The organism is Mesorhizobium sp. WSM4828 (genome assembly GCF_055811175.1).
Genome location: NZ_JBVVQK010000006.1, coordinates 1 through 19,926, shown reverse-complemented (window position 1 = coordinate 19,926; position 19,926 = coordinate 1). Strand labels below are relative to the sequence as shown.

The 19,926-nt window shown below is 63.8% G+C and carries 21 protein-coding genes, 1 tRNA gene and 1 pseudogene; 17 read left to right on the top strand and 6 right to left on the bottom strand.

Annotated features, from left to right (window positions below; genetic code table 11):
- Window positions 1-18: 18 nt before the first annotated feature.
- Window positions 19-1,131: a heat-inducible transcriptional repressor HrcA gene (gene hrcA / locus AC0L2X_RS09085; protein WP_473553980.1), complete on the bottom strand. Its 1,113-nt coding sequence runs from the start codon at window positions 1,129-1,131 to the stop codon at window positions 19-21.
- A gap of 146 nt (window positions 1,132-1,277) precedes the next feature.
- Between hrcA and rph the strand changes: the two genes are divergently transcribed.
- From rph to AC0L2X_RS09060, 5 genes are read left to right on the top strand one after another with little or no spacing between them, the layout of a single operon-like run.
- A complete protein-coding gene (rph, locus tag AC0L2X_RS09080; protein WP_352491199.1) occupies window positions 1,278-1,994 on the top strand; it encodes a ribonuclease PH in 717 nt (238 codons plus the stop codon).
- 32 nt (window positions 1,995-2,026) lie between these two features.
- Window positions 2,027-2,437, top strand: a complete 411-nt coding sequence (locus AC0L2X_RS09075) for a VOC family protein (RefSeq protein WP_473599597.1) — start codon at window positions 2,027-2,029, stop codon at window positions 2,435-2,437.
- Window positions 2,437-3,129, top strand: a complete 693-nt coding sequence (gene rdgB / locus AC0L2X_RS09070) for an RdgB/HAM1 family non-canonical purine NTP pyrophosphatase (protein WP_473553978.1) — start codon at window positions 2,437-2,439, stop codon at window positions 3,127-3,129. The genes AC0L2X_RS09075 and rdgB overlap by 1 nt, the downstream gene beginning before the upstream one ends.
- The gene (hemW, locus tag AC0L2X_RS09065) at window positions 3,126-4,289 is read left to right on the top strand and encodes a radical SAM family heme chaperone HemW (protein ID WP_473599596.1); all 1,164 of its coding nucleotides are present in this window, start codon (window positions 3,126-3,128) and stop codon (window positions 4,287-4,289) included. Before rdgB ends, hemW begins: the two co-directional genes overlap by 4 nt.
- Before the next feature lie 4 nt (window positions 4,290-4,293).
- Window positions 4,294-4,617, top strand: coding sequence for a low molecular weight protein tyrosine phosphatase family protein (locus AC0L2X_RS09060; protein ID WP_352491203.1), 324 nt, complete (start codon window positions 4,294-4,296; stop codon window positions 4,615-4,617).
- Window positions 4,618-4,882: 265 nt separating this feature from the next.
- Here AC0L2X_RS09060 and AC0L2X_RS09055 read toward each other — a convergent pair whose 3' ends face one another.
- Window positions 4,883-5,068, bottom strand: coding sequence for a hypothetical protein (locus tag AC0L2X_RS09055; protein WP_352491205.1), 186 nt, complete (start codon window positions 5,066-5,068; stop codon window positions 4,883-4,885).
- A gap of 176 nt (window positions 5,069-5,244) precedes the next feature.
- On the opposite strand from AC0L2X_RS09055, the gene rsmI reads away from it, so the two are divergent.
- Together rsmI and AC0L2X_RS09045 are read left to right on the top strand one after the other, a co-directional pair.
- Entirely contained in the window at window positions 5,245-6,171 is a 927-nt protein-coding gene (gene rsmI, locus AC0L2X_RS09050) for a 16S rRNA (cytidine(1402)-2'-O)-methyltransferase (RefSeq protein WP_473599595.1), read from the top strand.
- Window positions 6,164-6,540 (top strand): annotated as a pseudogene (locus AC0L2X_RS09045) (YraN family protein). The gene rsmI and the pseudogene AC0L2X_RS09045 overlap by 8 nt, the downstream one beginning before the upstream one ends.
- 41 nt (window positions 6,541-6,581) lie before the next feature.
- On the opposite strand, the gene AC0L2X_RS09040 reads toward AC0L2X_RS09045, so the two are convergent.
- Complete coding sequence (locus AC0L2X_RS09040; RefSeq protein WP_473599594.1) at window positions 6,582-6,713, bottom strand: hypothetical protein; 132 nt, start codon at window positions 6,711-6,713, stop codon at window positions 6,582-6,584.
- Here AC0L2X_RS09040 and AC0L2X_RS09035 point away from each other — a divergent pair, their 5' ends adjacent.
- Window positions 6,714-7,838, top strand: a complete 1,125-nt coding sequence (locus AC0L2X_RS09035) for a complex I NDUFA9 subunit family protein (RefSeq protein ID WP_473599593.1) — start codon at window positions 6,714-6,716, stop codon at window positions 7,836-7,838. It begins immediately after the preceding gene.
- A 545-nt stretch (window positions 7,839-8,383) separates the two neighbouring features.
- Here the strand turns inward: AC0L2X_RS09035 and AC0L2X_RS09030 are convergent.
- The 3 genes from AC0L2X_RS09030 to AC0L2X_RS09020 form a co-directional block, all read right to left on the bottom strand.
- On the bottom strand, window positions 8,384-8,800 hold the full coding sequence (locus AC0L2X_RS09030) for a hypothetical protein (RefSeq protein ID WP_473599592.1): 417 nt from the start codon (window positions 8,798-8,800) through the stop codon (window positions 8,384-8,386).
- The gene (locus AC0L2X_RS09025) at window positions 8,754-9,635 is read right to left on the bottom strand and encodes a flavin-containing monooxygenase (RefSeq protein WP_473599591.1); all 882 of its coding nucleotides are present in this window, start codon (window positions 9,633-9,635) and stop codon (window positions 8,754-8,756) included. The genes AC0L2X_RS09030 and AC0L2X_RS09025 overlap by 47 nt, the downstream gene beginning before the upstream one ends.
- 94 nt (window positions 9,636-9,729) lie before the next feature.
- Complete coding sequence (locus tag AC0L2X_RS09020) at window positions 9,730-10,536, bottom strand: undecaprenyl-diphosphate phosphatase (protein ID WP_473553970.1); 807 nt, start codon at window positions 10,534-10,536, stop codon at window positions 9,730-9,732.
- A gap of 160 nt (window positions 10,537-10,696) precedes the next feature.
- Here AC0L2X_RS09020 and AC0L2X_RS09015 point away from each other — a divergent pair, with 160 nt between their 5' ends.
- The 9 genes from AC0L2X_RS09015 to AC0L2X_RS08975 all read left to right on the top strand — a co-directional run bounded on the left by AC0L2X_RS09015 (window position 10,697) and on the right by AC0L2X_RS08975 (window position 19,629).
- Window positions 10,697-11,389, top strand: coding sequence for a glutathione S-transferase family protein (locus tag AC0L2X_RS09015; RefSeq protein WP_023678968.1), 693 nt, complete (start codon window positions 10,697-10,699; stop codon window positions 11,387-11,389).
- Complete coding sequence (gene queG / locus AC0L2X_RS09010) at window positions 11,370-12,530, top strand: tRNA epoxyqueuosine(34) reductase QueG (RefSeq protein ID WP_473599590.1); 1,161 nt, start codon at window positions 11,370-11,372, stop codon at window positions 12,528-12,530. The genes AC0L2X_RS09015 and queG overlap by 20 nt, the downstream gene beginning before the upstream one ends.
- Window positions 12,527-13,435, top strand: a complete 909-nt coding sequence (locus AC0L2X_RS09005; RefSeq protein ID WP_473599589.1) for an SDR family oxidoreductase — start codon at window positions 12,527-12,529, stop codon at window positions 13,433-13,435. The genes queG and AC0L2X_RS09005 overlap by 4 nt, the downstream gene beginning before the upstream one ends.
- Window positions 13,436-13,491: 56 nt before the next feature.
- Entirely contained in the window at window positions 13,492-14,583 is a 1,092-nt protein-coding gene (mepA, locus tag AC0L2X_RS09000) for a penicillin-insensitive murein endopeptidase (RefSeq protein WP_352491214.1), read from the top strand.
- A 378-nt stretch (window positions 14,584-14,961) separates the two neighbouring features.
- Window positions 14,962-15,987, top strand: a complete 1,026-nt coding sequence (locus tag AC0L2X_RS08995; RefSeq protein WP_473599588.1) for a glucokinase — start codon at window positions 14,962-14,964, stop codon at window positions 15,985-15,987.
- A 117-nt stretch (window positions 15,988-16,104) separates the two neighbouring features.
- Window positions 16,105-17,964, top strand: a complete 1,860-nt coding sequence (locus AC0L2X_RS08990; RefSeq protein ID WP_473599587.1) for an ABC transporter ATP-binding protein — start codon at window positions 16,105-16,107, stop codon at window positions 17,962-17,964.
- 20 nt (window positions 17,965-17,984) lie between these two features.
- Entirely contained in the window at window positions 17,985-18,809 is an 825-nt protein-coding gene (gene dapB / locus AC0L2X_RS08985) for a 4-hydroxy-tetrahydrodipicolinate reductase (RefSeq protein ID WP_473599737.1), read from the top strand.
- Between the two features lie 41 nt (window positions 18,810-18,850).
- Complete coding sequence (locus tag AC0L2X_RS08980) at window positions 18,851-19,471, top strand: 2,3-bisphosphoglycerate-dependent phosphoglycerate mutase (protein WP_352491217.1); 621 nt, start codon at window positions 18,851-18,853, stop codon at window positions 19,469-19,471.
- A gap of 73 nt (window positions 19,472-19,544) precedes the next feature.
- A tRNA-Leu gene (locus tag AC0L2X_RS08975) sits at window positions 19,545-19,629 on the top strand.
- Window positions 19,630-19,926: the final 297 nt, after the last annotated feature.

The following is a 19,926-nucleotide window of genomic DNA, read 5'->3' as shown; positions in this document are numbered from 1 at the left end:
GCAGGCCCGCGGCGGCTCCTAGCTCAGCATGCGCGAAATCAGCTGCGCGGTATAGTCGACCATCGGTACTATGCGCGCATAATTCAGCCGCGTCGGCCCGATGACGCCGAGCGCACCGACGACGCGCGCGTCCTTGTCGCGATAGGGTGCCACCACCAGCGAGGAGCCAGACAGCGAAAACAGCTTGTTTTCCGAACCGATGAATATGCGCACGCCCGGGCCTTCCTCGGCGAGGTCGAGAAGCTGGATCAGCCCATCCTGCGTCTCCAGATCCTCGAACAGATGCCGCAGCAACTCTATGTCGGCCTGGGCAGTGACGTTTTCCAGGAGATTGGCGCGGCCGCGCACGATAAGCCGCCCAGGCACGCCGCTTTCAGCGCCTGCCCAGACCGCCAGGCCCTTCTCGACCAGATCCTGCGACAGCGTGTCGAGGGCTGCCCTGGTCTCTTCCTTGATGCGGGCGATCTCGACCCGCGCCTCGGCCAGGGTGCGACCGCGGATATGGGCGTTGAGGAAGTTGGAGGCTTCGTGCAATTGCGAGATGGTGATGCCGGCGGGCAGATCGATGACGCGATTTTCGACGTCGCCGTTCTGCGAGACCAGCACGGCCAGCGCCTTGGTCGGCTCGAGCTGGATGAATTCGATGTGCTTAAGCGCCACCTCATTCTTGGCGGCGAGCACGAGGCCGGCGCCGCGCGACATGCCGGACAGCATCTGACTGGCCTCGGTCAGCATATGCTCCAGCGTCGCGCCCGAGCCGGAGGCGCGCACCTGCGCCTCGATGGTGCGGCGCTCCTCGTCGGAGAGGTCACCAAGTTCCATGAAAGCATCGACGAAGAAGCGCAGGCCTGCCTGGGTCGGCAGCCGGCCAGCCGAAATGTGCGGCGCATAGATCAGGCCGAGATGCTCAAGGTCGCTCATCACGTTGCGGATGGTGGCCGGCGACAGCGATGACGGCAGGATGCGTGACAAGCTGCGCGAACCGACCGGCTCGCCATCCCTCAAATAGGAATCGACGATGCGCCGGAAGATGTCGCGCGAACGCATGTCGAGCGATTGAAGCGCGGGCGATTGCAGCGCGTGCGACGGGAGCACGTGCGACTGCAAACCGGGATCGACTGCCTTTGTCATTTCGAGCCAAAAACCTCCGCTCTGAAGATATAGACTTCCGCGGCGGCGGCGCAACCGGTCCATTTTCCTTTGCGCCTCACGCCCCGTGCGGCTACAAGCCGGCCAAGATTCCCCGGCCAAGATTCCGAAGAAAGAAAGAAGCCTGAATGCGCCCTTCCAAACGCCAATTCGACGAAATGCGCCCCATCTCCTTCGAGCGCGGCGTCTCCAAGCATGCGGAAGGCTCGTGCCTGGTGAAGTTCGGCGACACCCATGTGCTGTGTACGGCCAGCCTGGAGGAAAAGGTGCCGGGCTGGATGCGCAACTCAGGCAAGGGCTGGGTGACGGCGGAATACGGCATGCTGCCGCGTTCGACCGGCGAGCGCATGCGCCGCGAGGCTTCGGCCGGCAAACAAGGCGGCCGCACGCTGGAGATCCAGCGGCTGATCGGCCGCTCCCTGCGCGCCGTGGTCGATCTGCAGGCGCTCGGCGAGCAGCAGATCACCGTCGACTGCGACGTAATCCAGGCCGACGGCGGCACGCGCACCGCTTCGATCACCGGCGGCTGGGTGGCGCTCTACGACTGCCTGCGCTGGATGGAAGCCCGCCAAATGGCGAGCTTGGGCAAGGTGCTGAAGGATCACGTCGCGGCGATCTCCTGCGGCATCCATGATGGCCAGCCGGTCATCGATCTCGACTACATCGAGGATTCCTCGGCCGGCACCGACGCCAATTTCGTCATGACCGGCAAGGGCGGCATCGTCGAGATCCAAGGCACGGCCGAGGGCGAGCCGTTCTCGGAAGAGCAGTTCGCGGCGTTGATGGAGCTCGCCAAGAAAGGTATTCAGCGCCTAGTCAGCTTGCAGCAAATGGCGGTGGCTTAGCTGCCTTCAATATTGATGAGATTGGCGATCCTGTGACTCCTTCCGCAATCCTGGAATCAGCACTCTACGTGACGGACCTTGCTGCCGCGGAACGGTTCTATTCGGGCGTGCTCGGGCTCGATCTGCTCGGCAAGGTCGATGGCAGGCATCTCTTCTTCCGCTGCGGCGACGGCGTGCTGCTTATCTTCAATGCCGAGGCGACCAAAGTGCCGCCGCCGGCCGACGCCAAGCTCAAAGTACCGCCGCATGGCGCGGTCGGCGAGGGCCATCTTTGCTTCGCCGCAAGCGCGGATGAAATCCGACGCTGGAAAGCGCATCTCGAGGCGAAAAAAATCGCCATCGAAAGCGAGTTCGAATGGCCGCAGGGCGGCCGCTCGATCTATATTCGCGACCCGTCGGGCAATTCGATCGAATTCGCCGAGCCAAGAATCTGGGGCATCTGATGCATTCGCCGACTGTTCATTCGCCAGCTGTTCATTCGCCAACTGTTCACTCGCTTGACGGGCATAAGATCGTCGTCGCCAGCCATAACGCCGGCAAATTGCGGGAATTCGCCGATCTGATGGCGCCATTCGGCATAGAAGCGAAGTCCGCAAAGGAATACGGCTTGCCGGAGCCGGACGAGACCGGCACCACTTTCGAGCAGAACGCCCTCATAAAAGCCTTGGCTGCCGCCAAGGCCACTGGATTGCCGGCGCTGTCGGACGATTCCGGCCTGTGTGTCGATGCGCTCGACGGCGCACCCGGCGTCTACACCGCCAATTGGGCTGAGACGCCGGACGGCTCCCGCGACTTCGGCATGGCCATGCAGCGCACGGAAGTGGCCTTGCAAGAAGTTGGCGCGATCACGCCTGCCCAGCGCAAGGGCCGCTTTGTCGCGGTCATCTGCCTGGCCTTTCCCGATGGCCAGGCAGAATATTTTCGCGGTGAGGTCGAGGGCACGCTGGTATGGCCGCCACGCGGCGAGCTCGGCTTCGGCTACGATCCGGTGTTCTTGCCCAACGGGTTCGAAAAGACCTTCGGCGAGATGAGCGCGGAGGAAAAGCATGGCTGGAAGCCCGGCCAGCCAACCGCATTGTCGCACCGTGCCCGCGCCTTCCAGAAATTCGCTCAAGCCCGATTGGCCGCCGCATGACCATGCTGCTCGACCGCAGGCCTGGTTTCGGCGTCTACGTCCACTGGCCGTTCTGCGCGGCCAAATGCCCGTATTGCGACTTCAACAGCCATGTCCGCCACCAGCCGGTCGACCAGGAGCGTTTTGCCCGCGCCTTCGAGACCGAGCTGGCGACGATGCGCGGCCGCACCGGGCCGCGCGAGGTGACCAGCATCTTTCTTGGCGGCGGCACGCCGTCGCTGATGAAGCCGCAGACCGTGGCGGCGGTGCTGGATGCCGTGGCGAAGAACTGGGCGGTGCCCGACGGCATCGAGGTGACGCTGGAGGCCAATCCTTCGTCGGTCGAGGCCGAGCGCTTTCGCGGCTATCGCGCGGCGGGCATCAACCGGGTGTCGCTTGGCGTGCAGGCGCTGAACGATAAGGATCTGCGCTTTCTCGGCCGTTTGCACAATGTCGATGAGGCCCTTCATGCGATCGGCCTGGCGCGCGAGATATTCCCACGGCTGTCGTTCGACCTGATCTACGCGCGGCCGGACCAGACGCTTAAAGCGTGGCAGACGGAACTCGAGCAGGCGATCGGCCACGCCGCAGACCATCTGTCGCTCTATCAGCTGACCATCGAGGAAGGCACGCCGTTCCATGCACTGCATGCGGCAAGGAAATTCATCATTCCAGACAATGATGTTGCCGCCGATCTCTACGCGTTAACTCAGGAGATCACCGCCGCGCACGGACTGCCGGCCTACGAGATTTCCAACCACGCCAGGCCCGGCGCCGAAAGCCGGCACAATCTCACCTATTGGCGCTATGGCGAATATGTCGGCGTCGGTCCCGGTGCGCATGGCCGCTTCGTCGAGAGCGGGCGGCGCGTGGTGACGATCGCCGAGAAAATGCCGGAGACCTGGGCCAATCTGGTCGAGGCCAAGGGCCATGGCGTTACCGGCGGCGAGATCCTGACACGGTCGGAAGAGGCCGACGAGTTCCTGCTGATGGGACTGAGGCTGGCCGAAGGCATCGACCTTTCCCGCTATGAGGCATTTTCAGGGCGCGGCCTGTCGACGGCACGGCTGTCGGTGCTGCAGGACGAAGGCCTGGTGGCGCCGATCGGCAATGCCCGCCTGCGCGCCACGCCGGCCGGCATGATCGTGCTCGATGCGGTCGTGGCGGATTTGGCCAGATAGCACGTTGAAGAACGTTCTCTTCATCTGCAGCCAGAATCGCTTGCGCAGCCCGACGGCGGAGCAGGTGTTTTCCAAGCGGCGGGACATCGAGGTCGCTTCGGCCGGCACTAATCACGATGCCGACACTCCGTTGACGCATGAACTCGTCGCCTGGGCCGACATCATCTTCGTGATGGAAAAACCGCACCGCGCCAAACTGCAGCAGAAATTCAAGACAAGCCTGAAAAAGGCTCGAGTAATCTGCCTCGATATTCCCGACGACTATGAATTCATGGACCCGGCTCTGGTGGGCCTGCTGGTGGCGCGTGTCTCGAAGTATCTGGGTTGAATGGTACATCGCGGAGCATTCGCAACCGCGCTTCGAGAACTGTCTCGACCGATCGCCAAGGTCTGCGGGGATCAAGCCCTCGTGCTTGTGGCGGTGTTTGGCGCGATCTTTTTCGCTGGTCTCTCCGGAACGGGCCGGCTTGATCTCGCTTTTGTCACGCGAGGCATGGTGCTGGTCGTCTGTGGGATGTGATGCTGCACCATCGCGGGCGCTTTTTGTTTCGAGGCGGGTGATGAAAATGTCGAAGCGATTGGGCATCGTCCGGTCAGTGCTCCGTCGTGCTGTCGGTTTCGGTTGCGGGCTTGCTCTCGGCCGATCTCTGGCGTGCAAGCGGCTTCTTGGTTCCGCCATCTGCGGCTTCGCCAGGCCGGCCCTTGTCGCATGGCGCGGCGAAGCGCTTGCGGCCGGCATAGTAGGGTTCGAAAACGTCCTGTATCGTCAGGCTGTCCATCCTGCTCCTCCCGAGATCAGGGGTAAAATTCGCCGGCAACGGTTTCGTTCCCTACTATGGCGAAGGCATGGCGGCCGGTTCACATCGGCATCCCTTTTGGAACCCCGGCCGTTGCAACCCAGACTTTTGCAACCAAGCGTGAGCCGTGCCAAACAGGGTCGAACGGAGTTGTGCAGGTGACCGGCGAATTGGCCAAACGCAGTTATGTGGTCGGGCAGACCGAGATTGCCGCCCGGCCGCTCGAGCCGGCGCTCTATCTGGTGGCCACGCCGATCGGCAATCTTGCCGACATCACACTTCGCGCACTGGAAACGCTCGCCGCCGCCGATATCGTCGCCTGCGAGGACACACGTGTTTCGCGCGTGCTGCTCGACCGCTACGGCATCCGCCGCCGCACCACCGCCTACCACGAGCACAATGCCGGCGAGGCCGGGCCGAAGCTGATCGCAGCACTCCTGGCCGGGCAGAGCGTGGCGCTGATCTCGGATGCCGGCACGCCGCTCATCTCCGACCCCGGCTACCGGCTGGTCGGCGAGGCGCTGGAACGCGGCATTCGTGTCGTGCCGATCCCCGGCCCATCAGCAGCACTTGCCGCTTTGACGGCATCCGGCCTGCCTTCGGATGCCTTTCTGTTTGCCGGCTTCCTGCCGGTGAAGACCGGGCAGCGGCTGACGCGGCTGGAAGCGTTGAAGGCGGTGCCTGCAACGTTGATCTTCTTCGAATCCCCGCGCCGGCTGGCAGAGACGCTCAATGCCATGGTCGAGGCACTGGGCGGTGTCCGCAAGGCGGCGATCGGCCGCGAGCTGACCAAGACTTTCGAGGAGATGCGGACCGGCACCCTGCAGTCGCTTGCCAGCCACTACGCCGCAGCAGACACGCCGAAAGGCGAAATCGTTATCTGCGTCGGCCCGGCCGATGCGGTCGCTGATGAGCCTGAAGACATCGACCGGCTTCTGCTTTCGCTCGCCGCCGAGATGCCGGCCTCCAAGGCGGCGGCGGAAGCCGCCAAGATGACGGGTGGCCAGAAGCAGGCGCTCTATCGGCGGCTGCTCGACCTCAAGAATGCCGGAAGAGACGGGGCCGGCGGAGACAGCGATGGCTGAACGGCCGAGCGCCAGCCGGCAAAAAGCCTACCGGCGCGGCCATCACGGTGAATGGCTGGCGGCAGCGGCGCTGATGCTGAAGGGCTATCGGATTTTGGCCCGCCGCCACCGCACCAGGTTCGGCGAGATCGACCTGATCGCGCGGCGCGGCGATCTGGTGCTGATCGTCGAGGTCAAGGCGCGCCGCACGCTGATGGAGGCAATGGAAGCAGTCGGCCGTGAATCGGAGCGCCGCATCGAAGGTGCCGCCGATTTGTGGCTGTCGCGCCAATCCGACTACGGAAAATTATCGGTGCGCTTCGACATGGTGGCGGTACTGCCGTGGCACTGGCCGGTGCATGTCGAGAACGTTTCTACGGGCGGAGCTAGGCTATTCCCGAAGTGGGGGCGGTTCTGCTGCGATCTCCGGTTCAGATTATGTTGCCTGTCGTCTCGTCGATGGGAACAAGGAAGCCGCGCCATTTGCTGACCTTCGATGCGCCGCGCAAAAGCGGACGTCCGGTGGGAGGCATTCGGGGTTTTTCGTCGGCAGCCTCGATCATGTGCCGGCGCTCACCTGCGTTCGCTCAATTGTTCAGTTTGTCTACCTGACTGGAACAAAAGCGTTCCGGCGTTGTTCTCCAATCGTCCTGATGTTCGACAGGCTGGTTCAAATGCCGGCCAGGGCAGTCCTCGTGGCAGCTATGCGAGGACAAGGGATGGCGAGGCAAATGGATCCTGACGATCTCAACCCGGGACGGATCGTCACCGTGTTCGGCGGAACCGGCTTTCTCGGGCGAAGGATCGTGAAGCGGCTCCTGGAAAGGGGTTTCACGGTCCGTGCCGTATCTCGCCATCCGGCTCGCGTGGCGCTGGTCTTTTCCCCGATTACAAGGATGCCCGAAGCAGTCGAGGCGGATATATTGGATGCGTCCTCCATCGGGTCGGCCATTACCGGATCACAGGTGATCGTGAATGCCGTCAGTCTTTACGTCGAGCAGGGCGTCCAGACCTTTGAACGCGTCCATGTGAAAGCCGCGGCCGATCTCGCTACCGCGTCGCGCAACGGCGAGGTCGACCAGTTCGTCCAGATTTCAGGGATCGGCTCCGATCCTCAATCGGATTCGAATTACATAAGGGCACGTGGGCGCGGAGAAGTTGCCGTGGAAAGCGCATTTCCCGGCGCTTTCATTGTGCGTCCCGCCGTCATGACAGGACCTGACGACGCTTTCCTCACGACCATTGTGAGGATGATACGCCTCCTGCCGGTCTATCCGCTGTTCGGCGACGGTGGCACACGGCTTCAGCCGGTCTATGTGGCAGACGTCGCAGAAGCAGTGAGCCGGCTGATAGACGGGCGAAGCCACAAGGGTTCATCCATATTCGAATTCGGTGGCCCGCGTATCTATACCTATAAGGAACTGCTTCGGGAGATCGCCCGACAGCTCGATACGCATGTCAAGCTGATGCCGGTGCCGTTTGCGGTATGGAACGCCTTGGCTGGCGTGGCGGAACTCCTCCCGGCCGCCCCCATAACGCGCAACCAGATCGATCTTATGCGTCAGGACAATGTGGCAGCAATCGACGCGCCGGGCCTGAAGGAACTCGACATCGAGCCGCGGGATATCGACGAGGTGATCCGCGCGATCGAACAGCGCCGTGGCGTAGGCTCGCGCTCGTCTCCATAGGACGGCCCCCTGATCCTGGCGGGAACCTATCGCCGCGCGACAGGTTGGTCGAGCTTGAGCCAATGAAAGAAGGAAAAGAACTATGGCCAGATGCGATCAATGCGGGAATGACTACGATAAGGCTTTCAAGGTGACGATGGCCGAGGAGACCTACACATTCGACAGCTTCGAATGCGCGGTCCAGAAACTTGCTCCGATATGTCCGCACTGCGGATGCCGGATCATCGGACATGGCGTCGAACAGGATGACATCATCTACTGCTGCGCACATTGCGCCGCTGAGGAAGGTGCTAGCGCGCTGACCGATCGCGCGCCTTGACGCACCTCCTTTGGCGTCTGCAGGGCGACCATTCCGAACGACTGCGCCGGCTCATCCCATATGGCCAGTGCTGTCAGCACGACGACGACCAGCCGAGGTCAAGACACGCCGCATGCTGATGGAGGCAATGGATGCAGTCGGCCGCGAATCGGAGCGCCGCATCGCCTTCGCACCAAGATCGGTCATGTTCTTGTGCACGTTCAAGAACCAGCGCCCCACGGATCGGTTAGGCGTCGTTCCGTGGAAGTCGGCTCCCGCCTTGGACAAGCCGCTCCACGACGCCGGCCGCCTCCTCTGGAATGGCCGGTATGGTGCCAGACTTCCGCGTCGATCCGAAATCGAGGCCAGCGAAAAAGAGACCTGGAACAACGCCGACGCCATCCTCATGGACGGGCTGGCCGGCTGCATCGAGCGCGCCGGGAAGCCGGGCCCACGAGAAATCGCCGGTGAAGCCCGTGCACCAGATCACCGACCTGACGCCGCTCGCCGTCCAGTCGAGGGAGCGGATCGGCTGATCGGGCAAGCGCGGTTCAATCATCTCACCCGGATCGTCCTCTGCCGGTGGCGCATCGAGGCCGGTGCGCTCGATGTATTCGTCAACCAGGCGCTTGGCATTCGCCGAAACCTCGTCGGCAAATCGCATATGGTCGTCGAGTTCGTCGCCGAAGACGAGGTTGCCGTTCTCCACGCCCCTGGAAGCGGCCGAGCAGCACCACGCCCTGTGCACTCAGCGATTGCAGGCTGATCGTATGGGTCGCGCCGACCAGCGCGCGGGCCTGCAGCTTGCCGGAGGGGAGGACGAGTTCCTTGCGCGGAACGTCGAGAAAACCGGACAGCGTCAACCATCTAAGTATGTTGCCCCCGCGGTAGCGCCGCACCCAACGGCCGTTGTGGCTGGTCGCCAAAAAGACCACACGTCCGGCCAGCGCCAGATCCTCGGCGATCTGGCCGCCCGACTGGCCGCTGCCGACCACCAGCACCGCGCCATTCTCGAACTCGGCCGGGTTGCGATAAGCCGAGGAATCGACTTGGCGAACTGCGGTTGGCAGGTCAATCGACCCTGGTGGCCGGACCTGCCGGTTCTGGTCGCCAGTAGCGACCACCACATTGCGCGCCAGAAATGCCCCGTCCGTCGTGGTGATGCGAAAGATTCCATCGTCTCTCGTCAGCTCTTGCACCGGAGTCTGGGTGCTTACCGGCAGGCGGTGCCGCTCGGCATAGCCTTCGAGGTATGCGACGAACTCGTGGTGGGTTATCGCGCCCCACGGCTCGGGTCCCTCGTAGGAATCACCGGGTAAGATGGAGCGAATGGTCGGCGAATTCAGACGAAACGAGTTCCACCGCTTTGTTCGCCACGTCTCGCCGATTCGGCCTCGATCGAGCACGCGGTGGTCGCGGCCCTGCCGTTTCAAGAAGTAGCTGACGCCGAGCCCCGCCGGACCGGCGCCAATAACGAGGGCGTCAAGAACTTCGCTCATGCATTTCCCCCTCCAACCATACGTCGACAAGATCGTATGGCTCGGCGTGGGGCAAGAATAGAGTTCCGGCTGGGATTGCGCTATCCGCGCCGGCTCACCCCCAGATGGCCAGCCCCGCCAAGCCGACGATGCCGACGACCAGCCGCCACCAGCCGAACAGCGCGTAGCCATGGCGCGAGACGTAGTCGAGCAGGAAGCGCACGACGATCAATGCCGTGACGAAGGCGGCGACGAAGCCGACGACGATGATGGGCAGGTCGGCGCTGCTCAGTACATTGCGGTTCTTGAACAGGTCGAAGGCGAAGGCGCCGACCATCGTCGGGATGGCAAGGAAGAAGGAGAATTCCGCCGCCGCCCGCTTGTCGACGCCGAGCAGCAGCGCGCCGACGATCGTCGAGCCCGAGCGCGACGTGCCGGGGATCAGCGACAAGCACTGAAACAGCCCGATCTGCAGATAAAGCCTGGTCGGGAACCGCTCGACATCGTGATAATACGGCTTCGGCTTCATGCGATCGACCAGCAGCAGGATGACACCGCCGATGATCAGCATGATACAGATCAGCCGCGGCGATTCGAACAGCACCGTCTTGATGAAATCATGCGCCAGCGCGCCTATGATTGCCGCCGGCAGGAATGCGATGAGGATGCCAAGGACGAAATGCCGCGTCAGCCGGTCGTAGGGCAGCTCGAGCAGCATCTTCCAGAGACGGCGGAAGTAGACGCTGAGGATCGCCAATATGGCGCCGAGCTGGATCAGGATTTCGAAGGCCTTTCCGGTCGAATGAAAGCCGAGGAAATGGCCGGCGAGCAGGATATGACCGGTCGATGACACCGGAATAAACTCGGTCAGGCCCTCGAGCATGCCGAGCAGCAGCGCTTCGACGACGGTCTGGCTTTCCATGACTACCTCGGCGTTGGAGTGAGGGCTTGAGAAACGGCTTGCTTGTCACGGCGCGGAACTCCCCCTATAGGTCGCAGCACCCTGACAGGCCCTGAATCGGGCCGCCAAGACTTACCGGCGCAGCCGGCGATTTGCCAGTGCGCTTTATTATCGCGGGACCATGCTGACGCTTTTCCACCATCCGATGTTCGCCAGCTGCCGCTTCGTTCGCCTCGCCTTTGGCGAGTATGGCGAGGAACTGGCGCTGATCGAAGAGAAGCCGTGGACGCGGCGCAAGGAGTTCCTGGCGCTGAACCCGGCCGGCACGCTGCCGATCCTGCTTGCCGAAGGCGACGTGCCGATCGTCGGCGCAGTGGTCATTGCCGAATATCTCGACGAGACGCGCGGCGTACTCAAGCGCGACAAGCGGCTGTTCGCCGAGGATCCGATGGAGCGCGCCGAAATCCGCCGGCTGACCGACTGGTACCTCAACAAGGCGGAAAGCGAGGTTACCCGGCATCTGGTGCGCGAGCGCGTCCTGAAGCCGGTCATGCCGGAAACGGCAGGCGGCGGCTCGCCCGATTCGGCGGCGATCCGAGCCGCCCGCGCCAATATCCGCCAGCACATGAAATACACCAACTGGCTGGCCGGCACTCGTCACTGGCTGGCCGGCAACAAGGTCACCTATGCCGATCTCGCGGCGGCGGCGGCGCTGTCGGTGCTCGACTATCTCGGCGAGATTGACTGGCGCGAACACAGCGCCGCGCGCGAATGGTATACAAGGGTGAAATCACGGCCTTCGTTCCGGCCGCTTCTGTCCGACCGGGTGCGTGGCCTGTCGCCGGTGTCACATTATGCGGACCTCGATTTCTGATACGGCAAAGCTGCGCGCGCTGATCGACCGCGAGGCGCGGAATGCCGGCTTCGACGCCGTTGCCGTGACAACGCCCGATGCGATTCCGCAGGCGCCGGAACGGCTGGCCGAATTCGTTGCCGACGGCTTTCACGGCTCGATGGGCTGGATTGCCGATACGCTCGAGCGGCGAGGCAAACCGACGGCGCTTTGGCCAGAGGTCCGCTCGATCATCGTGCTGGCGATGAATTACGGCCCCGACCACGACCCACGCGAGGTGCTGGCGAAGCGCGACCGCGGCGCGATCTCGGCCTATGCGCAGAACCGCGATTACCATGACGTGATGAAAGGCCGGCTGAAGGAGATCGCCGGCAAGATCGTGGCGCGCGCCGGCGGGGACGTGAAAGTGTTTGTCGACACCGCGCCGGTGATGGAAAAGCCGCTGGCCGAGGCGGCCGGCCTCGGCTGGCAAGGCAAGCACACCAACCTGGTCAGCCGCGCGCATGGCTCCTGGCTGTTCCTCGGCACCATCTTCACGACGGCCGAACTGGTGCCGGACGCGCCCGAGGACGATTATTGCGGCTCCTGCCGCGCCTGTCTCGATGCCTGCCCGACGGACGCCTTTCCGGCGCCTTACCGGCTCGATGCGCGGCGCTGCATTTCATACCTCACCATCGAGAACAAAGGACCGATCCCACATGAGTTCCGGGAAAAGATCGGCAACCGTATCTATGGCTGCGACGACTGCCTGGCCGCATGCCCGTGGAACAAGTTCGCCCAAGCTGCTTCGGAGGCAAAGCTTGCCGCCCGCGCGGACTTGCGCGAACCGTCGCTCGCCGAGTTGCTGCGCCTGGACGACGCTGCCTTCCGCGCGCTTTTTTTGGGCTCGCCGATCAAGCGCATCGGCCGCGCCCGTTTTATCCGCAACGTGCTGATTGCCGCCGGCAATTCTCAGGATTTGTCGCTTGCGGGCGCCGTCCGCGCGCTGCTCGACGACGCCTCGCCCCTGGTTCGCGGAACTGCGGTATGGGCGTTGTCGCGGCTGGTGCCGGGTCGGGAGTTTGCCGAACGTGCTGCAGCCGCTTTGCAAGCAGAAGATAACGAGGCGGTGAGAGGCGAATGGCTTGTGGCCCTGCCAAAGCCGATCGAGGCGCATACATGACCCAAAAGCAGATTTTCATCTTCGGCGCCGGTTATACGGGCAAGGCCTTTGCCCGCGCCAACAAGGATGAAGGCACAACGATCTTCGGTACAACACGGTCGCTGGAAAAATTCGCGGCGCTGCGGCAAGCCGGTATCGTGCCGCTGCGTTTCGATGGCACGCTGACCTCCGAAATCGGCGATGCACTCGGGAAGACGACCCATCTCGTCGTCTCGGTCGCGCCGGAAGAGGCCGGCGACCCGGTGCTGAGCGCGGCACGCGCGGTGATCGCGGCCAACATGCCGGAGCTCGAATGGATCGCCTATCTCTCCACCGTCGGCGTCTATGGCGACCATGGCGGCAATTGGGTGGACGAGGCCGCCGAATGCCGGCCAGTATCGAAGCGATCGGTGATGCGGGTTGCCGCCGAGCAGGATTGGCTGAAACTGGGCCTCGACATTGGCCGGCCGGTGGCGATCCTGCGGCTTTCCGGCATTTACGGGCCGGGCCGCAACGCCCTGGTCAATCTCGAAAACGGCACCGCCCGCCGGCTGGTCAAGCCGGGCCAGGTGTTCAACCGCATCCATTGCGACGATATTGCCGGCGCTCTCTGGCATCTCGCCGAAGGCAATCGCGGCGGCGTCTTCAACGTCACCGACGACCTGCCGGCGCCGCCGCAGGACGTCGTCGCCTATGCCGCCCGATTGATGGGCATCGAGCCGCCGCCCGAAATTCCGTTCGAGACCGCCCAACTTTCGCCCATGGCGCGGTCCTTCTATGGCGAGAACAAGCGTGTCGCCAACGCGGCGATCAAGGCGGCCGGCTATGGCTTTCGCTTCCCCGACTACCGCTCGGCTCTCGACGCCATGTGGGCGAGTGGCGGCTGGCGCGACGGCGAGGCGCGCAGGCCGATGAAACGGTGGTGATCGATACGTAGCGCGGGCCGTGGTATGGTGCGGTTCAAATCGCGGAGGGGTCCAGCTTGGGGAAGACGTTAACGCGAGCCTTGCGGGGAAAAACACTGCTGCTGACGGCAGCACTGGCCGTCGCCGGCTTGACGCCTGCCGCGCAGACGGCGAGCGCCGAGCAACGGGCAAAAGACCTGTTCGGCGCCAAAAAGCTGCCGGCACTCGCAGCAGCGCAATCGATCGGCTTTTATTCCAAAGGCTGTTTTTCCGGCGGCGTCGCCCTGCCCATGGACGGCCGGCACTGGGAGGTGATGCGACCGTCGCGCAACCGCCGCTGGGGCCATCCGGCAATGATCGCGCTGATCGAGAAACTATCACGCGATGCTGCGGCCGACGGCTGGCCGGGCCTGCTGATCGGCGACATCTCGCAACCGCGCGGCGGGCCGATGCTGACCGGCCATGCCTCGCACCAGATCGGCCTCGACGCCGACATCTGGTTGACGCCGATGCCCGACCGCAAGCTTTCGACCGAAGAGCGCGAAAACATCAGCGCTACCTTGATGGTCGATGAAAAGACCCATCTGGTGAAGGACGGCCTGTGGACGCCGATGCACACGCGGCTGTTGAAGCGCGCCGCGAGCTATCCCGAAGTCGAGCGCATCCTGGTCAATCCAGGGATCAAGAAGAAGCTCTGCGACACGGTCAAAGGCGACCGCAGCTGGTTGCGCAAGGTCAGGCCGTTCTGGGGCCACGATTACCACTTCCACATTCGCATCGGCTGCCAGGCAGGATCACCCGACTGCAAGGCGCAGGAAGCGACGGCGCCGGGCGATGGCTGCGACCAGGCGCTGGCCTGGTGGTTCACCGAGGAGCCGTGGCGCCCCAACAAGAACCCGGACAAGCCGAAGGCACGCGACGTGATGACGATGGCGAACCTGCCCAGGCAATGCCAGTTCGTGCTCGACGCACCGGCGCCGGCCTCGGCGGAAGCAGTCACCTACTATGGCGACGGCGTGCCGATCGCGGCCGCACCTGCTCCCGCGGCAGAGCCTTCGCCGCCGCCGACGGTCGCAGCCGGCGCGGCTGCGCTTCCGGCCTCGGCGAACGCCTTTATGGCGACCCCCGAGATCGGCATTCCGCTGCCGCGGCCACGACCGGGGCACTGATGCTAGGGCAATCGCCTCGGCTCAACTGATGTTTGAGACAACCAAGTGTTGGGGTCGGCGCCGCCCCTCATTACCCTGCCGGGCATTTCTCCCCGTATAGTGACGGGGAGAAAGGGGCTGGCCGCAGCCTCGGCGCTCTTCTTCCAACGCCGGCGATTAGCGAATTCGCCTATGAGAGCGCCCTCTCCCCGTCACTATACGGGGAGAGGATGCCGGCAGGCAGGTGAGGGGCAGCGCGAACGTTGGACAATTCAGGGCGAGGCGGCTTCAGACCTGAAGCGATTGTCCTGGAACGCCGAAGCTGCTTTCCCTTTGCAAGGTCATGCGCTAGTCAACGACGAGGTGGTGAGAGGCCGCCGTAACGGAACGGACGAGAGCATGCCAGGCGTAAGCGACGACGACACTCTGTTGCGGTTTCCGATCCTGATCGGCGACATAGGCGGCACCAATGCGCGCTTCTCGATCGTGCTTGACGCGAATTCCGAAGCCGGCGAGCCGACGATCGTCCAGACCGCCAACTTCAATACGATCGACGAGGCGATCCAGTCGGCCGTGCTCGACCGCTCGTCGGTCCGGCCGAATTCAGCTGTGCTGGCGGTAGCCGGTCCTGTCGAAAGCGACGAGATCCCGCTTACCAATTGCCCATGGATCGTCAAGCCGAGACAGATGTTCGCAAGTCTCGGTCTCAGCGACGTCGTGGTGCTCAACGACTTCGAGGCGCAGGCGCTGGCCGTCGTCGCGCTCGGCGACGAGCATATGGAGAAGATCGGCGGTGACGCGCCGGAACCGAATTCGGGGCGGGTGGTGCTCGGCCCGGGAACCGGGCTCGGCGTCGCCGGGCTAGTCTATGCGCTGCATCACTGGATACCGGTACCCGGCGAGGGCGGCCATATGGATATCGGCCCGCGTTCGCCGCGCGATTTCCAGGTGTTTCCGCATATCGAGAAGCTCGAGGGCCGCATCTCCGGCGAACAGATCCTGTCCGGGCGCGGCCTGGTCAATGCCTACCGGGCGGTGGCCAAGGCGGACAGCAAGCCGTCGCCCTTCACCACGCCTGCCGAGGTTACCGCCGCGGCGCTGGCAAAGAACGATCCGGTGGCCGAAGAGGCGCTGTCGATCTTCGTCACCTGCCTGGGGCGCACCGCCGGCGATCTCGCTCTGGTGTTCATGAGCCGCGGCGGCGTGTTTCTCACCGGCGGCATCGCGCAAAAAATCCTGCCGGCGCTGCGCACCGGCAGTTTCCGCGCCGCCTTCGAGGACAAAGCGCCGCACAGTGCCCTGATGCGCAGCATGCCGGTCTATGTCATCACCCATCCGCTGGCGGCGCTTTTAGGGCTGGCCGCCTATGCCAGAAATCCGTCGCTGTTCGGCGTGCAGACGGCGGGGCGGCGCTGGCGGGTCTAGGACATAAGCTGCGCCGCGACGAAGTTTCGCCGTCCCCGGCCATAGGCAAGCCGCCATTGGAGCGTTAAGAGGTTGCCGCATTGCAGCCGGCAGAACCGAAACCACAAAGCGCTCCACTTGACACTTCCAGCACCAACAAAAGGGAATGTCCGTCCCAGCGAGATTGTGGCGGTGATCCGCCGCATCATCGCCGAGAACAGCCGCGATTATCGTTGGTACTATGCTCTTGCCGTGCTGTGCCTGGTGACGATCGCTGCGACGACCGCCTTCACAGCCTGGATCATGAAGGATGTCATCGATCAGATCTTCTACCAACAGCGCGGCGATCTTATCGCGCTGATCAGCGTGTCGATCCTGGCCGCCTTCATGCTGCGCGGGCTGGCCAGCTACGGCCAGGCAGTGACGCTGGCCAAAATCGGCAACAATCTGGTGGCGCGCTATCAACGCCGCATCTTCGACCATCTGATGAAGCTCGGCGTCAGCTTCTTCAACGACACCCGCTCGGGCCGGCTCGCCGCGCAGATCAACGAGAACGTCAACGGCATCCGCGATCTTCTGTCGATGACGCTGACATCGCTGGCGCGCGATGCCGTATCGCTTGTCGCGCTGGTCGGCGTCATGATCTGGCAGGACCCGATGCTCTCGGCGATGTCGCTGCTGATCGGCCCGCCTTTGATCTACAGTGTCACCTATCTGATGCGCCGGGTGCGTCGCATCACCCGTGAATCGGTGCAGATCAACTCGCGGCTGATTGGCGCGATGCAGGAAGCGACGCAAGGCATCGCTATCGTCAAGGCTTTCACCCTGGAAGACGAGCTGTCGCGCCGCATCGGCGGCCTCGTCGCGGGCGCCGAGCAGCGGGCAAACAAGATCGCCCGCGTCTCGGAGCGGCTGACGCCGATCTCCGAAATGCTGGCCGGCTTCGCCGTCGCCGGCGTCATCGCCTATTCCGGCTACCGGGCCACCGTCGGCGGCCAGCCGCCGGGCGCGGTGTTTGCCTTCATCACCGCCCTGCTGCTTGCCTATGACCCCGCCAGGCGGCTGGCGCGTATGCAGGTTGGCATGGAAAAGTCGCTGGTCAATGCGCGCATGATCTACGAGCTTCTCGACCTCGAGCCGCAGCAGGGTGACGTGCCGGGAGCCGCCGAGGCGAAATTCACCTCTGGCGAAGTGCGCTTCAACAACGTGTCCTTCCGCTATGTCGAAGAAGCGCCGGTCCTGCAGGATCTGAGCTTTGTCGCCGCCGCCGGCAAGGTGACCGCCATCGTCGGTGCCTCGGGTGCCGGCAAGACGACACTGGTTGCGCTGCTGCAGCGCTTCTACGACGTCGAGTCGGGCAGCATCGAAATCGACGGCCAGGACATTTCAAAGATCACCAAGCATTCGCTGCGCGGCTCGATCGCCTATGTTTCGCAGCAGCCCTATCTGTTCGAAGGCACCATCCGCGACAACATCCGCTACGGGCGACTGAGCGCGACCGACTCCGAGATTGAACGCGCCGCGCAACAGGCGGCGGCCGACGATTTCATCCGCCAGCAGCCGCAAGGCTACGACACGCCCGTCGGCGAGAACGGCGTGACGCTGTCGGGTGGCCAGCGCCAGCGCGTATCGATTGCCCGCGCTATCGTTCGGCAGGCGCCGATCCTGCTGCTCGATGAAGCCACCTCGGCGCTCGACAACGAGGCCGAGGCCCGCGTCCAGGAAGCGCTGACCCATGTCATGGAAGGGCGCACCACCGTCGTCATCGCGCACCGGCTGTCGACGGTGGTCAATGCCGACCATATCATCGTGCTGGAGCAGGGCCGGCTGGTCGAACAGGGCACGCATGCCTCGTTGATGGCCGACCCGCACAGCGTCTATGCGCGGTTCCACCGGGTGCAGGGCAGGAAAGGGCTGGGGCTTGTCGATGACGCCAAGCCAATCCAGACTGCGGCGCAACATGTCCGCGCGAAAAAGGCGGCCGGGAGACATTCATGAGTGACACGCCGACCGCCAACATCAATGAAACGGGGGAAATGGGCCTGGTGGTGGTGGGCGCGGCCGGCCGCATGGGCCAGGCGCTGATCCGCGCCATCCACACGATACCGGGCGCCCGCGTCGCCGGCGCGATCGAGCGGGCCGGTTCGCCTCATATCGGCAAGGATGCCGGCGAGCTCGCCGGCGTCGGCAGGCTCGAGGTGGCGATCGGCGACGATCCGCTGCCGGCCTTCGCCAAGGCCGATGGCGTGCTTGATTTCACGAGCCCGGCGGCGACCGTCGAATTCGCCGGCTACGCGGCGCAGGCGCGCATCGTCCACATCATCGGCACCACCGGCTGTTCAGCGGAAGACGATGCGAAAATCGCGGCGGCGGCGCGCCACGCGACGATCGTCAAGTCAGGCAATATGAGCCTCGGCGTCAATCTGCTGGCGGTGCTGGTGGAGCAAGCCGCGCGCGCGCTCGATGCCGACGATTTCGACATCGAGATCCTGGAAATGCACCACCGGCACAAGGTCGATGCGCCGTCGGGCACGGCGCTGCTGCTCGGCGAAGCCGCCGCTGCCGGGCGCGGCGTAGCACTTGCCGGCAACGATGTTCGCGTGCGCGACGGCCATACCGGCGTGCGCAAGGCAGGCTCGATCGGTTTCGCCAGCTTGCGTGGCGGCTCGGTGGTCGGCGACCACAGTGTGGTGCTGGCCGGTACCGGCGAGCGCATCACGCTTGCCCATCATGCCGAGGACCGGGCGATCTTTGCCCGCGGCGCGGTCAAGGCAGCCCTGTGGGCGCGCGGCCGCAAGCCGGGCCTCTATTCGATGCGGGACGTGCTCGGCCTGACAATCTGATCAACAGAATTGGCTGATCCACAAAATTTGAAGGAGCAAATATGTCGAGAACTCTCGTGCTCGTGCGCCACGGCCAGAGCGAATGGAATCTGAAGAACCTTTTTACCGGCTGGCGCGACGTCGACCTGACCGAACTGGGCCATGCCGAGGCCAAGCAAGCCGGCGCCAAGCTCAGGGCGCGCGGCATGAAATTCGATATCGCCTTCACGTCGTCGCTGATCCGGGCGCAGAAGACCTGCCAGCATATTCTTGACGCCGTCGGCCAGAGCGACCTCGAGACCATTCGCGACCAGGCGCTGAACGAGCGCGACTATGGCGATCTCTCCGGCCTCAACAAGGATGATGCGCGCAAGAAATGGGGCGAGGAGCAGGTGCATATATGGCGCCGCTCCTACGACGTGGCGCCGCCCGGCGGGGAAAGCCTGAAGGATACCGGCGCGCGCGTCTGGCCCTATTACCTGCACGATCTGCAGCCGCATGTGCTGCGCGGCGGCACCGTGCTGGTGGCGGCGCACGGCAATTCGCTGCGCGCACTGATCATGGCGCTGGACGGCAAATCGGGCGAGGAGATCGTCAAGCTCGAACTCGGCACCGGTGTGCCGATCATCTACACGCTCAACGCCGATTCCACGGTGGCGTCGAAGGAAGTGCTGGAGCATTGAGCCGGAGAAGCAACGCGGCTTTCAAAAAAGCGCGTTGACACTCATCCTTCGCCCGCTTAATGAGCGCGCACCAGCCCAGATGGCGGAATTGGTAGACGCGCACGGTTCAGGTCCGTGTTCCGCAAGGAGTGGAGGTTCGAGTCCTCTTCTGGGCACCAAGATTCCCGTTTCGAACTTTTTGATAGGGTTCAGAAACCCCAAGAAAAAAGCCCGGTTTTGCCGGGCTTTTTTCTTGTCGCGGCCGTTATGGGGTCCGGCCGGGTGAAGTGCTGCCCTTGCTATTAAGGGTGCCGGCTAGCGGCAACAGAGTAAGCGCTAAGCCGACCCCATCTGGCGCGGCTTGAGGTGATGAGCGAGAGATAGTGACACTGAAGAAGGCGAGGAGCTTACAGTGTCAATTTCTATGTCTGCGCCTATGCCTGATGATAGAAGTTTCCATGTCCTTGAGGCGGTCC